Origin of the sequence: Collimonas fungivorans (assembly GCF_028292705.1) — a bacterium.
Lineage (GTDB): Bacteria > Pseudomonadota > Gammaproteobacteria > Burkholderiales > Burkholderiaceae_D > Collimonas > Collimonas fungivorans_B.
The window spans coordinates 1-13,370 of the sequence record NZ_JAQGLV010000279.1 but is presented as its reverse complement, the minus strand read 5'-3'; the positions used below and the strand labels follow the sequence as shown (position 1 = coordinate 13,370).

Annotated in this window: 11 protein-coding genes; all 11 read left to right on the top strand. The window is 61.1% G+C overall.

The genetic code is table 11. From position 1 onward, the window contains the following. The coding region (gene serC, locus JWQ61_RS15685) for a 3-phosphoserine/phosphohydroxythreonine transaminase (protein ID WP_304361349.1) at positions 1 to 978 on the top strand (978 nt) is incomplete at its 5' end. A gap of 79 nt (positions 979 to 1,057) precedes the next feature. Further along, on the top strand, positions 1,058 to 2,131 hold the full coding sequence (gene pheA, locus JWQ61_RS15680; RefSeq protein WP_304361348.1) for a prephenate dehydratase: 1,074 nt from the start codon (positions 1,058 to 1,060) through the stop codon (positions 2,129 to 2,131). A 52-nt stretch (positions 2,132 to 2,183) separates the two neighbouring features. After that, positions 2,184 to 3,290, top strand: coding sequence for a histidinol-phosphate transaminase (hisC, locus tag JWQ61_RS15675; RefSeq protein ID WP_120234428.1), 1,107 nt, complete (start codon positions 2,184 to 2,186; stop codon positions 3,288 to 3,290). A 49-nt stretch (positions 3,291 to 3,339) separates the two neighbouring features. Beyond that, the gene (locus tag JWQ61_RS15670; protein ID WP_304361347.1) at positions 3,340 to 4,239 is read left to right on the top strand and encodes a prephenate dehydrogenase/arogenate dehydrogenase family protein; all 900 of its coding nucleotides are present in this window, start codon (positions 3,340 to 3,342) and stop codon (positions 4,237 to 4,239) included. Beyond that, complete coding sequence (gene aroA, locus JWQ61_RS15665; RefSeq protein WP_304361346.1) at positions 4,239 to 5,591, top strand: 3-phosphoshikimate 1-carboxyvinyltransferase; 1,353 nt, start codon at positions 4,239 to 4,241, stop codon at positions 5,589 to 5,591. The genes JWQ61_RS15670 and aroA overlap by 1 nt, the downstream gene beginning before the upstream one ends. A 15-nt stretch (positions 5,592 to 5,606) precedes the next feature. Then, positions 5,607 to 9,104, top strand: a complete 3,498-nt coding sequence (locus JWQ61_RS15660; RefSeq protein ID WP_304361345.1) for a DEAD/DEAH box helicase — start codon at positions 5,607 to 5,609, stop codon at positions 9,102 to 9,104. Between the two features lie 55 nt (positions 9,105 to 9,159). Further along, positions 9,160 to 9,846, top strand: coding sequence for a (d)CMP kinase (gene cmk / locus JWQ61_RS15655; protein WP_304361344.1), 687 nt, complete (start codon positions 9,160 to 9,162; stop codon positions 9,844 to 9,846). A gap of 171 nt (positions 9,847 to 10,017) precedes the next feature. Further along, positions 10,018 to 11,736, top strand: a complete 1,719-nt coding sequence (rpsA, locus tag JWQ61_RS15650; RefSeq protein WP_304361343.1) for a 30S ribosomal protein S1 — start codon at positions 10,018 to 10,020, stop codon at positions 11,734 to 11,736. A 17-nt stretch (positions 11,737 to 11,753) separates the two neighbouring features. Next, a complete protein-coding gene (locus tag JWQ61_RS15645) occupies positions 11,754 to 12,059 on the top strand; it encodes an integration host factor subunit beta (RefSeq protein ID WP_152246925.1) in 306 nt (101 codons plus the stop codon). 182 nt (positions 12,060 to 12,241) lie between these two features. After that, positions 12,242 to 12,544 carry a lipopolysaccharide assembly LapA domain-containing protein gene (locus tag JWQ61_RS15640; protein ID WP_304361342.1) on the top strand — a complete coding sequence of 101 codons (303 nt, stop codon included), beginning with the start codon at positions 12,242 to 12,244 and terminating at the stop codon, positions 12,542 to 12,544. Positions 12,545 to 12,577: 33 nt separating this feature from the next. Next, positions 12,578 to 13,370, top strand: a 793-nt coding sequence (locus tag JWQ61_RS15635; RefSeq protein ID WP_304361341.1) for a lipopolysaccharide assembly protein LapB, incomplete at its 3' end; no start/stop codon positions are given.

Sequence of the window (13,370 nt, the reverse complement as noted above, 5' to 3'; positions counted from 1 at the left end):
GAGTTCATGTCTATCCTGGCGGCGGCGCAGCACGATTTCCGCGAGCTGTTCGCGGTGCCGGACAATTACAAGCTGCTGTTCATGCAAGGCGGGGCGATTGCCGAGAACGCGATCGTGCCGCTCAACCTGATGGGGCGCGGCGGTCGCGCCCAGCCGGCGACCAGCGATTACATCAATACCGGTTCCTGGTCGATCAAGTCGCTGAAAGAAGCGCGGCGCTACGGCAACGTCAATGTCGCCGCCTCTTCCGAAGACAGCCATTTCGCGCAGATTCCCGAGCGCGACAGCTGGCAGCTGTCCAAGGATCCGGCTTACGTCCATCTCTGCACCAATGAAACCATCGACGGCGTCGAATACCAGTTCACGCCGGATGTCGCCGCTGAAACCAATAACGCGCCGCTGGTGGCCGACATGTCGTCGCACATCCTGTCGCGCGTGGTGGATGTTTCCAAGTACGGCGTGATTTATGGCGGCGCGCAAAAGAATATCGGACCGGCCGGGCTGACCCTGGTGGTGGTGCGTGAAGATTTGTTGGGTCATGCCCTGCCGGCTTGCCCGTCCGCGTTTAACTGGAAGATCGTGGCCGACAACGATTCCATGTACAACACGCCGCCGACCTATGCGATCTATATCGCCGGACTGGTGTTCCAGTGGCTCAAGCAGCAGGGCGGCGTGGCGGCGATGGAACAGCGCAATATCGCCAAGGCAGCGCTGCTGTACGATTACCTGGATTCCAGCGACTTCTACCGGACCAAGATCGCCAGCAACTGCCGTTCGCGCATGAACGTACCGTTTTTCCTCGCCGATGAAACGCGCAACGATGCGTTCCTGGCCGGCGCCAGGGAAAACGGCCTGCTGCAGCTGAAGGGACACAAGTCGGTCGGCGGCATGCGCGCGTCGATCTACAACGCCATGCCGCTGGCTGGCGTGCAAGCCCTGGTGGCCTACATGAAAGAATTCGAAAAGCAGCGCGGCTAGCCTGCTGCACACTGCAGCCTGTTTGCGATGATTTGCTTAGCCAAGTAACGGAACCAAAGATAGAGTCGAAGATAGAATCATGAGCGAAGACAAACTCCTCCCCCTGCGCCAGCAGATCGATGCGATCGATGCGGAAATCCTGGCCTTGCTGAACCGCCGTGCGCAGATTGCGCAAGAGGTCGGTCACGTCAAGGCCGAGACCAATGCGCCGGTGTTCCGCCCTGAGCGCGAGGCGCAAGTCTTGCAAAAAGTCGCCGAACGCAATCCCGGCCCGCTGCAAGGCAGCGACGTGCAGACCATTTTCCGTGAAGTCATGTCGGCCTGCCGCGCCCTCGAAAAACGCGTCACGGTGGCCTATCTCGGCCCTGCCGGCACCTTTAGCGAACAAGCGGTGTACCAGCAGTTCGGCCATGCGGTGGAAGGCCTGGCTTGCGTCTCGATCGACGAAGTGTTCCGCGCGGCCGAAGCCGGCACGGCAGATTTCGGCGTGGTGCCTATCGAAAATTCCTCCGAAGGCGTGATCAACCGCACCCTCGACCTGCTGCTGCAAACCACGCTCAGCATCAGCGGCGAAGTATCGATCCCGGTGCATCACAGCCTGATGAGCAAGGCCGGCACGATGGATGGCGTCGTCCGCATCTGCGCCCATTCGCAGGCGCTGGCGCAGTGCAATGCCTGGCTTAACCAGCATTACCCGAATATCGAGCGGCAGGCGGTTGCATCCAATGCGGAAGCGGCGCGCATGGCCAGCGAAAATGCGACCGTGGCGGGGATTGCCGGTGAGATCGCCGCGCAAAAATACGACCTGCAAATCGTCAGCGCCCATATCCAGGACGATCCGCATAACCGCACCCGCTTCGCGGTAGTCGGCCGCCTGAAAAACGGCGCCAGCGGCAAGGACCAGACGTCCCTTGTGCTGTCCGTGGCGAACAAGGCCGGCGCAGTATACAAGCTGCTGGCGCCGCTCGCCAAGCACGGCGTTTCCATGACCCGTTTCGAGTCGCGGCCGGCGCGCATGGGCGCATGGGAATACTATTTCTATGTCGACGTCGAAGGCCATGCGGAAGACGACAAGGTAGCCAAGGCGCTGGCGGAGCTGCAGCAAAACGCTGCGTTCTACAAGCTGCTGGGATCGTATCCGCGCAGTTTCTGAGCAAGTAGCCAACAGATGGCAAGCAGTCAACAATACGTTTCGAAAGCAGACAATGTCAATTAAATTTGGTCCAGAATATGTACGCGCTATCGCCCCTTACCAGGGCGGCAAGCCGATTGCCGAAGTCGCGCGCGAATTCGGTCTGGACGAAGCCAAGATCATCAAGCTGGCCTCCAATGAAAATCCGCTGGGCATGCCGGAATCGGCCAAGGTTGCGATGCAAAAGGCGGTTGCCGATATCGGCCGTTATCCGGACGCCAACGGTTTCGACTTGAAGGCCGCGATCACCGCCAAATACGATGTGCCGTCGGAGTGGATCACGCTGGGCAACGGCAGCAACGACATCCTTGAGCTGGCTACCCACGCTTTTGTGCAGGCTGGGCAAGCCGCGATGTATGCGGAATATTCTTTTGTGGTGTATGCCCTGGCCACTCAAGCTGTCGGCGCCCGCGCCATCGTGGTCAAGGCCAAGGATTACGGCCATGACCTGGACGCCATGGCTGCCGCCATCACCGACGACACCAAGCTGATCTTCATCGCCAACCCGAACAATCCTACCGGCAGCTTTATTCCAGCCGCCGAACTGGAAGCGTTCCTGGCGCGCGTACCGCCGCAAATCGTGGTGGTGCTGGATGAAGCCTACAATGAATACTTGCCGCCGGAACTGCAATACGAATCGATTTCCTGGGTACGCAAATATCCCAACCTGCTGGTCTCGCGCACCATGTCGAAAGCCTACGGCCTGGCTGGCTTGCGCATCGGTTTCGGCATCGCGCAGCCGGTGATCACCGATCTGCTGAACCGCATCCGCCAGCCGTTCAACGTCAACTCGCTGGCGCAGGCCGCCGCGGTGGCTGCCTTGAACGACACCGCTTTCCTGCAGCGCAGCGCGCAGTTGAACCGTGACGGCTATCGCCAGATGACGCAGACTTTCGATGAGCTGGGCCTGGAGTACGTGCCTTCGTTCGGCAATTTCGTCATGGTCAAGGTCGGCGCCGACGAGGCTGCCGGCGCCCGCGTCAACCTGGCGCTGCTGAAGCAGGGCATCATCGTGCGCCCGGTCGCCAACTATGGCCTGCCGCAGTGGTTGCGCGTCACTATCGGCTTGCCGGATGAAAACGCAGCCTTCATCGATGCATTGAAAAAACTGCTGAGCTGACATCGACGTTGACTCTTAGCTTCGATTAATTTTTATTAAAGCATCATTCGTGTTCAAGAAAATCGCAATATTTGGCGTGGGGCTGATCGGTGGTTCATTTGCGCTGGCTTTGAAAAAAGCCGGGGCGGTGGAGCAGGTGGTCGGGGTAGGTCGTCAGCTTGCAACCTTGCAGCGTGCGCAAGAGCTGGGAATCATCGACGCCATCGCCGGCTCGGTGGCCGATGCCGTCGCCGGCGCCGAACTGATCCTGATCGCGGCGCCGGTGGCGCAGACCGGCGCTATCCTGGCCAGCATCGAGCCGCATCTGCAAGCCGGCACCATCGTTACCGACGCCGGCAGCACAAAATCCGACGTGGTGCTGGCGGCGCGCGCAACGCTGGGCGGCAAGATTGCCCAGTTTGTACCGGGACATCCGATCGCCGGCCGTGAACAGAATGGTCCTGAAGCAGCGCTGAGCGAGCTGTATGTCGGCAAGAAAGTGGTGCTGGCGCCGCTGCCGGAAAATGCGGAGCAGGATGTCGCCAGGGTTGCCGCCGCGTGGCAGCGGTGCGGCGCCTTGATCCATCGCCTGTCGCCGCAGCAGCACGATGCCGTGTTTGCCGCGGTCAGCCATCTGCCGCATGTGCTGGCGTATGCGCTGGTGGACGATATCGCCAACAAGCCGCATGCGGCGTCGCTGTTCCAGTACGCAGCCAGCGGCTTTCGCGATTTCACCCGCATCGCCGGCTCGTCGCCGGAAATGTGGCGCGATATTTCACTGGCAAACCAGGCAGCCTTGCTTGGCGAGCTGGATGCCTACCTGCTGCAGCTGACCCGCTTGCGCGGCTTGCTGGCGGCCGGCGACGGCCCGGCGCTGGAAGCTGTCTACAGCAATGCGCAGCAGGCAAGGCACAACTGGATCAGCGCCATCGAGGCGGCAGAACAACAGAACAAAGAGGGCGGCGATTAATGACAAAATCAGTGACAACGCAACGCAAGCAGCACTATCCAAAATACCTAGACCTGCATCCGGTAGCACGGGTGCAGGGCACGGTCCGGCTGCCCGGCTCCAAAAGCATTTCCAACCGCACTTTGCTGCTGGCGGCCTTGGCTGACGGCACCACCCGGATCCATGACCTGCTGGCATCCGACGATACGCTGGTCATGCTGATGGCGCTCAAGCAATTGGGCGTGGCCTGGGAGCAGGCGGAAGGTACGCAGACTTACACCGTGCGTGGCAGCAACGGCAGCTTCCCGGTGCACCAGGCCGACCTGTTCATGGGCAATGCCGGCACCGCGATCCGTCCGCTGACCGCGGCCCTGGCTGCGATGGGCGGCGACTATACCCTGCATGGCGTGGCGCGCATGCACGAACGGCCGATCGGCGACCTGGTCGACGCCTTGAATGCCGTCGGCACCCGCATTGCTTACACCGGCGTTGCCGGCTACCCGCCGCTGCATATCCAGCGCGGCCAGCTGCATACCCAGCGCATGCAGGTGCGCGGCAACGTCTCCAGCCAGTTCCTGACGGCCTTGCTGATGGCGGCGCCGCTGATGGCGAAACATGAGGCGGTGACGATAGAGGTGGTCGGCGAGCTTATCTCCAAGCCTTATATTGAAATCACCCTGAACTTGATGCAGCGTTTCGGCGTCAGCGTGGAGCGCGACGGCTGGCAGTCGTTTACCATCCCGGCCGGCCAGCAGTACCGGAGCCCGAACACCATCCACGTCGAAGGCGACGCTTCTTCCGCATCGTATTTCCTGGCAGCCGGCGCGATTACCGGCGGCCCGCTGCGGGTGGAAGGCGTCGGCAACAACAGCATCCAGGGCGATGTCCGGTTTGTCGAAGCCTTGCAGCAGATGGGAGCCGCCATCACCATGGGCGACAACTGGATCGAAGCGTCATCGAACGGCGTGCTGAAAGCCATCGACGCCGATTTCAACCATATTCCCGATGCCGCGATGACGATTGCGGTCGCTGCCTTGTACGCCGACGGCCCCAGCACCTTGCGCAATATCGCCAGCTGGCGTGTCAAGGAAACCGACCGCCTCAGCGCCATGGCGACCGAACTGCGCAAACTGGGCGCGACGATTGAAGAGGGCAGCGATTACCTGCGCGTGACGCCGCCGGCGCAACTGCAGGCCGCGACCATCGATACCTATGACGACCATCGCATGGCGATGTGTTTCTCGCTGGCTTCGCTGGATGGCGCTGCGTTGCGCGGGACCGCGGTGCGCATCAACGATCCGCAATGCGTCGCCAAGACCTTCCCTGATTATTTCACCGTGTTCGCGCATATCGCCGAGCAGACTTTATTGTAAAGCGATGGCCCGCGCATGAACCTGACACTTGCCGATGTGCGCGACGTGTTGCACCAGGCAACCTATGACCGCGGCCAGGAATACGTCCGCCAGCGCCGCGTGCTTGCGGTGGAGCAGGACGGCGACGTCCTCAACGCCACGGTCCAGGGCAGCGGCAGCAACGTCTACCAGCAGGAAATCACGCTCTCCGTATTCCGCGATGCGCCGGATATCGACAGCGTCTGTTCCTGTCCGGTCGGCTCCAATTGCAAGCATGTGGCGGCGGCCCTGATTGAGTACCTGCAGCGTCCGTCCACGGACCAGCTGCCGATCCCGGCCGCCAAGCTGGCTCAGCCGGCAGCGCCGGTAAAGCCTGCCGCCACACCCAAAGCTAGCCCGGCGCCGTTGCCGGTGCAAGCGCTGGCGCGGACCATGGAAGCCTGGCTGACGCGGGTGGAAGGCGAGGTCTCCGCGGCCGGATCGGCGCCGGCGCAGCCTTCGGGCTTGCGCCAGAAAGCCGCCACCCACCAAGTACTGTTTGTATTGTCTGCCGCGTATAACGGCAAGAAAGCCGTGCTGCATTTATGTAAGGCGCAGCAGCGCCCGAACGGCCAGTCCCTGTCGGCCCAGCCGGTGACTGACGTGCCGCGCCTGCTGTCCGATCCCGCCGTGTTCCTGCGTCCGGAAGACCGCGACCTGATCGGCCTGTTCGTCGCCCAGAACGACGGCAACCATGCCCAGCACGCGGCTTGCGAATTGAGCGGCAAGCTCGGTGCGCAGCTGCTGCAGGCCTTGTTGCAGCAACAGCGTCTGTTATGGGCCAATTCCCTGGCGGACCTGGCCAAAGGCACCGCCTATCCTTTGCAGCTGGCCGCCACGCGCCGGGCCAGCCTGGCCTGGTACGAAATAATGGACGACGGGGTCGAGGACAGCCGCGACGTGGTGCGCGACATGTGGCAGCTGGGCTGGCAATTCGAAGCGGAGCCGGGAACCGAGGCAAGATCGAGTCAAGCGCGCAAACATGTCGATTACCTGCTGCCGACCGAGCCGCCCTGGTATGTCGACAACCTCTCGTGCGGCGAGCTGGTGCTGCCGCAGCGCGACGCCAGGATTTCCAGCAAGGCGCTCAACGACCTGGTGATCCAGGCGCCGCTGCTGGATCCTGACGACCGCCTGGCCGTCGCCCAGCAGTTGCTGGCCCAGGGTTTGAACGACGTGATCCCGTTCCCGCCGCAAGTGCCGCAGACGATCCGCAAGGACATCCCGCCGCAGCCTGTGCTGGTGTTGGGAAGTCTGCCCAGCGTCAGCAATCCGCTGATGCAGGATTTCGCCGAACTGCATTTCCGTTACGACGGCGAAATCGCCTCGACCCAGTTCACGCCGACGCTGAGCCGCAATACGCCGGCCGGCATCGAACAGATCGTGCGCGACCAGGATGCCGAGAATGTGTTTACCCAGGCGTTGCTGGCGCTTGGCATGCTGCCGCTGCAGGACACGCAGCACCCGCTGGCCATGATGCCCGGCATGTTCATGCAGCCGGACCAGTCGTCCTGGCTGCGTTTCGCGAAAGAGGGTTTGCCGCAGCTGGCGAGCCAGGGCTGGCTGCTCGACAAGCGGGCAGAATACCGTTTTGATGTGGTCGCGGTGGACGACTGGTACGCCGAGATCGACGAAGCGGAAGGCCAGCCTGCCAATGCTTCCTTCGATCTCGAACTGGGCATCGTCGTCAATCACCAGCGGGTTCCCTTGCTGCCCTTGCTGGTCGACCTGATCCGCCACGCGCCCCAGGATTTCGATCCGCGCACCATGGCGCTGCGCGACGACCAGGACGAACTGCTGGTGCGTTTGTCGGACGGCATCCATGTCGCCATGCCTTGGGGCCGCATCAAACCTATCCTGAATACCTTGGGCGAGTTGTATTTCGCCGAAAAATCGGATGGCCCGGTGCGCTTGTCGGCGCTCGACGCCGCCCGCCTGGCGGAACTGGACGCCGGCGCCAAGCTGCGCTGGGTAGGCGGCGACCGCCTGCGCAGCATGGGACAAAAACTGCACACCTTCGGCGGCGTCAAGAAGATTGCGGCGCCGGCCGGCCTGCAGGCGACCTTGCGCGATTACCAGCTGGAAGGCCTGGCGTGGATGCAGTTCCTGCGCGAATACGACCTGGCCGGCATCCTGGCCGACGATATGGGGCTGGGCAAGACGGTGCAGACCCTGGCCCATATCCTGGTCGAAAAACAGAGCGGCCGCCTGACCGCGCCGGCGCTGGTGATTGCGCCTACCAGCCTGATGGACAACTGGCAGCAGGAAGCGCTGCGCTTTGCGCCTGAGCTGCGAGTGCTGGTGCTGCAAGGGAAACAGCGGCTGGAGCAGTTCGAACAGGTCGGCCAGTTCGACCTGGTCCTGACCACCTATGCCTTGCTGCCGCGCGACGAAGAACACTGGCGCCGGCATGAATTCCATTTGCTGATCCTGGACGAGGCGCATTACATCAAGAATCCCCGCTCCAAGGTGGCGCAGAGCGCGGCCTTGCTGAATGCCCGCCATCGGCTTTGCCTGACCGGCACGCCGGTGGAAAACCACCTGGGCGAACTGTGGGCGCAATTCCATTTCCTGCTGCCGGGTTTGCTGGGCGACGAAAAAGCCTTCAACCGCGATTTCCGGCAGCCGATCGAGAAACATAGCGATGCGGCCCGGCGCGCCTTGCTGGTCCGCCGCATCAAGCCTTTCCTGCTGCGCCGGACCAAGGACAAGGTAGCCAAGGAGCTGCCGCCGAAAACCGAGATGCTGCGCTCGGTGACGCTGAGCGGGGCGCAACGCGACCTGTACGAAAACGTACGGCTGGTGATGGACAAGAAGGTGCGCGAAGAAGTCGCCAAGAAAGGCGTCGCCCGCAGCCATATCGTGATCCTCGAAGCCTTGCTGAAATTGCGCCAGGCTTGCTGCGATCCGCGCCTGCTCAAGACTGATCTGCCAGAAACCCAGGCTGCGCAGGACGAGATACCTTCAGCCAAACTGCTGGAGCTGCTGGAAATGGTCGACGAATTGCGCCAGGAAGACCGGCGTATCCTGGTGTTTTCGCAATTTACCAGTATGCTGGCCCTGATCGCCGCCGAACTGCGCCAGCGCGACATCGGCTATGCCATGCTGACCGGCGCCACGCTGGACCGGGCAGAAGCAGTGCGCAGCTTCCAGGACGGCGAAGTGCCGGTGTTCCTGATCAGCCTCAAGGCCGGCGGCGTCGGCCTCAACCTGACCGCGGCCGACACTGTGATCCATTACGATCCGTGGTGGAATCCGGCGGCGGAAAGCCAGGCCACCGACCGCGCCTGGCGCATCGGCCAGGACAAACCGGTATTTGTGTACAAGCTGATCGCCAAGGGCACGGTAGAGGAAAGCATCCAGCTGCTGCAGCAGAAGAAAGCCGGCCTGGCGCAGGCCATGCTCTCGCCTGAAGGCGAAACCCAGAACATCGGATTGACGCAAGACGACTTGCAGGCAATCTTCGCGCCCTTGGCCGCGCCTTTGAGCGAATAACGAAAAATTCTTTCTGGCAACAATTTTCAATAATCCATCACCATCGAGTATTCCTATGTCTAATCCCCCCATTCCTGTCATCACCATCGATGGCCCAACGGCATCCGGCAAAGGCACGGTGGCGCAGCGGGTGGCGCAGCACCTGGGGTTCCATTACCTCGATTCGGGCGCCTTGTATCGCCTGACAGCCTTGTCGGTGATGCGGCGCGATATCTCGCTCGACGATGAGCACGCCCTGGCCAAGGCCGCCGAGCATTTGCATTGCCATTTCAACGGTGCCCACATTTTCCTGGCGAATGAGGATGTATCGAACGATATCCGGGTCGAAACGGTCGGCAACCTGGCCTCGAAAATTGCCGCCATACCAACGGTGCGGCAGGCTTTATATGGCTTGCAGTTAAGTTTTCGGCAACATCCCGGACTGGTGGCCGACGGCCGCGACATGGGCACCGTGATTTTCCCGCATGCCGGCCTGAAAGTATTTTTGACCGCCAGCGTCGAAGCGAGGGCTTTGCGGCGCTATAAGCAATTGATTGACAAGGGTTTTTCTGCTAATATGGAAGACCTCTCAAAGGATTTGACGGAGCGTGATGCGCGCGATAGCAACCGCAGCTCGGCGCCGTTGAAGGCCGCGGAAGCGGCGTATCTGCTGGATACTTCTGCAATGACTGCCGATCAGGCGGTCGCACAAGTGCTCGAATGGTATGCCGCTGCGAAGGCATTGCATGCGCAGTCTGAATGAGTAGTGTGAGAGGTGTTTTAGTCTCAAACATGAGTTAATACGTTGTTTTTTTGCAGCACCTTGGTGTCCGGCCTGACGCAAAGTCTGTCCGGACGTTGAAAAACCTAACCCTTTATTGACCGCATACTAGTAAGTACCTTGCGCGGCAATACTGGCCAACTAGTCAAAACTATGTCCATCACTGTTCTGTCCCCTGCATCTGCCGGCGCTGACGCTTTCGCCGCGCTGTTTGAAGAATCGCTGTCACGTCAAGACATGCGTTCTGGTGAAGTGATTTCTGCTGAAGTCGTGCGCCTTGACCATAACTTCGTTATCGTCAACGCAGGCCTCAAGTCGGAAGCTTTCATTCCAATCGAAGAATTTAAAAATGACAACGGCGAACTCGAAGTAGCTGTCGGCGATTTCATCTCCGTCGCTATCGAATCGCTGGAAAACGGTTTCGGCGACACCATCCTGTCGCGCGACAAGGCCAAGCGTCTGGCATCGTGGCTCTCGCTGGAAAAAGCGATGGAGTCCGGCGAGATCGTTACCGGTACTGTCAATGGCAAGGTCAAGGGCGGCCTGACTGTCCTGACCAACGGCATCCGTGCCTTCCTGCCGGGTTCGCTGGTCGATACCCGTCCGGTCAAGGACACTACGCCGTTCGAAGGCAAGACCATGGAATTCAAGGTCATCAAGCTCGATCGCAAGCGTAACAACGTCGTGTTGTCGCGTCGTGCGGTTATCGAAGCTTCGATGGGCGAAGAGCGCCAAAAGCTGATGGAAACCCTGAAAGAAGGCACCATCGTTACCGGCGTGGTCAAGAACATCACCGACTACGGCGCATTCGTGGACCTGGGCGGCATCGACGGCCTGCTGCACATCACCGACCTGGCATGGCGTCGTGTGCGTCATCCTTCGGAAGTGCTGACAGTCGGTCAAGAGATCACTGCCAAGGTTCTGAAGTACGATCAAGAAAAGAATCGCGTTTCCCTGGGCGTCAAGCAATTGGGCGACGATCCTTGGACCGGTCTGTCGCGTCGTTACCCGCAAAGCACCCGTCTGTTCGGTAAAGTCACCAACCTCACCGACTACGGCGCATTCGTCGAAGTCGAACAAGGTATCGAAGGCCTGGTCCACGTTTCCGAAATGGACTGGACCAACAAGAACGTGGCGCCAAACAAGGTTGTCCAACTGGGCGACGAAGTTGAAGTCATGGTCCTGGAAATCGACGAAGACCGCCGCCGTATCAGCCTGGGCATGAAGCAATGCAAGGCCAATCCTTGGGACGACTTCGCTGTTACCCATAAAAAGGGTGACAAGGTCAAGGGCGCGATCAAATCGATCACCGACTTCGGCGTGTTCATCGGCCTGGCCGGCAACATCGACGGCCTGGTGCACCTGTCCGACCTGTCGTGGACCGAGACCGGCGAAGAAGCCGTCCGCCGCTTCAAGAAGGGCGACGAGCTGGAAGCCATCGTGCTGGCCATCGACGTCGAGCGCGAGCGTGTTTCGCTGGGCGTCAAGCAGCTCGAAGGCGACCCGTTCAACAACTTCGCGGCAATGAACGACAAGGGTTCCCTGGTGTCGGGGACCGTCAAGTCGGTCGAGCCTAAGGGCGCTTTGATCCAGCTGTCCGACGAAGTCGAAGGCTACCTGCGTGCTTCCGAAATCTCGCGCGACCGCGTCGAAGATGCCGGCACCCACCTCAAGGTAGGCGACACCGTTGACGCGCTGGTCATCAACATCGATCGCAAGGCTCGCAGCATCCAGCTGTCGATCAAGGCGAAAGACAATGTCGAGACCCAGGAAGCGATGCAGAAGATCGCCTCGACCGCCGACAACAACGCAGCTTCGGGCACCACCAGCCTGGGCGCGCTGTTGAAAGCCAAGTTCGACAACAAGAACTAAGTTTTCGCCAATCGCAGATGACAAAGTCCGAACTGATCAACCGCCTGGCTGAGCGCTATTCTCAGCTGGTGGCCAAAGATGCGGAGTACGCTGTCAAAACCATTCTCGATGCCATGACCAACGCCCTGGCGACCGGTCAGCGCATCGAGATCCGCGGTTTCGGCAGTTTTTCCCTGAACAGTAGGCCACCGCGCATAGGACGCAATCCGAAGTCCGGCGACAAGGTGATGGTGCCCGAGAAACGGGTGCCGCACTTCAAGCCTGGCAAACAGTTGCGCGAGCGGGTAGACGCGATGGTCGGGCAACCGATCATCGAAGACTAAGTCGTCTGGCGGCACAGCATGCAAAGAACGGCGTCCCTGGATGCCGTTTTTTTTCGTCGATGCGCCGGGGTCAGGTCCGACCGACCTGACCCCATCTTTACGCCGCACATTACGCCGATTCTTTGAATAATCGCCGTGTTGTGCGACACTTCGCACTTCGACTCAACAGAGAGACCTGGCTGATGAAATTTGTATCCACCATCGTTGGATTAATTCTGTTTATCCTGTTTTTCGGCTTCGCGCTGAAGAACACGCAGGAAGTCGACCTGCACTTTTTCCTGAATTACGAATTGCGCGGCCCGCTGGTGCTGATGCTGCTGGCATTCTTCGTCGCCGGCGCCGCCCTCGGCATCCTTGCCGTCACCCCGACCGTGTTCCGCCAGCGGCGCGAGCGCACCCGGGCGGAAGACAGGATGAAGGCGCTGCAGAACGGCACGGCCAGCATCAGCCAGCCGCAGCCCGACAGCGTGACGCCGCAGCGTTAAGCCTGACCTCCATCAATCGAACAAAAGAGACGCATGGAATTTGAACTTTGGTGGCTGCTCGGCATCCCCGTCTTTTTCGCCCTCGGCTGGATAGCCGCCCGGGTCGACATCAAGCAACTGCTGGCCGAGTCCCGCAGCTTGCCGAGAGGCTATTTCAAGGGCCTCAACTTCCTGCTCAACGAGCAGCCCGACAAGGCGATTGACGCCTTCATCGAGATCGTCAAGCTCGATCCCGAGACGGCCGATATGCACTTTGCGCTGGGCAACCTGTTCCGCCGGCGCGGCGAGATCGAGCGCGCGATCCGGGTCCACCAGAACCTGCTGGCGCGGCCGGACCTGCCGCTCGAGCAGCAGCAGCACGCGCAATATGAGCTTGGCATGGACTACCTGAAGGCCGGCCTGCTGGACCGCTCCGAGGAAACCTTCAACCTGCTGCTCGAGAGCAGCTACGGCGTGCAGGCGCGCCGCGCGCTGCTCGAGATCTTCCAGCGCGAAAAGGAATGGCGCCGCGCGATCGACGCCGCGATGGGGCTGCAGGAGTCCGGCGCCGGCGCGCGCCAGAAGGAAATCGCCCAGTTCTATTGCGAACTGGCGCAGGACGCGCTGGTGCACCTGCAGGTCGATGAAGCCAGGGACCTGCTCGACAAGGCGCTGCACGCCGACCGCAAGAACGTGCGCGCGACCATGCTGTCGGGCGATGTCCAGCTGGCCCAGGGCGACGTCGAAGGCGCGCTGCTGACCTGGCGCCGGGTCGAGCAGCAAAGCGTGCCGCACGTGGCGCTGGTGGCCGCACGGCTGATGGACGGCTACCGCAAGGTCGGAAGGG

Bases quoted from the DNA above. Each gene is read 5' to 3' on its own strand.
- JWQ61_RS15645 (WP_152246925.1), top strand. From the start codon at position 11,754: ATGACAAAGTCCGAACTGATCAACCGCCTGGCTGAGCGCTATTCTCAG.
- aroA (WP_304361346.1), top strand. From the start codon at position 4,239: ATGACAAAATCAGTGACAACGCAACGCAAGCAGCACTATCCAAAATAC.
- JWQ61_RS15660 (WP_304361345.1), top strand. From the start codon at position 5,607: ATGAACCTGACACTTGCCGATGTGCGCGACGTGTTGCACCAGGCAACC.
- rpsA (WP_304361343.1), top strand. From the start codon at position 10,018: ATGTCCATCACTGTTCTGTCCCCTGCATCTGCCGGCGCTGACGCTTTC.
- pheA (WP_304361348.1), top strand. From the start codon at position 1,058: ATGAGCGAAGACAAACTCCTCCCCCTGCGCCAGCAGATCGATGCGATC.
- cmk (WP_304361344.1), top strand. From the start codon at position 9,160: ATGTCTAATCCCCCCATTCCTGTCATCACCATCGATGGCCCAACGGCA.
- hisC (WP_120234428.1), top strand. From the start codon at position 2,184: ATGTCAATTAAATTTGGTCCAGAATATGTACGCGCTATCGCCCCTTAC.
- JWQ61_RS15640 (WP_304361342.1), top strand. From the start codon at position 12,242: ATGAAATTTGTATCCACCATCGTTGGATTAATTCTGTTTATCCTGTTT.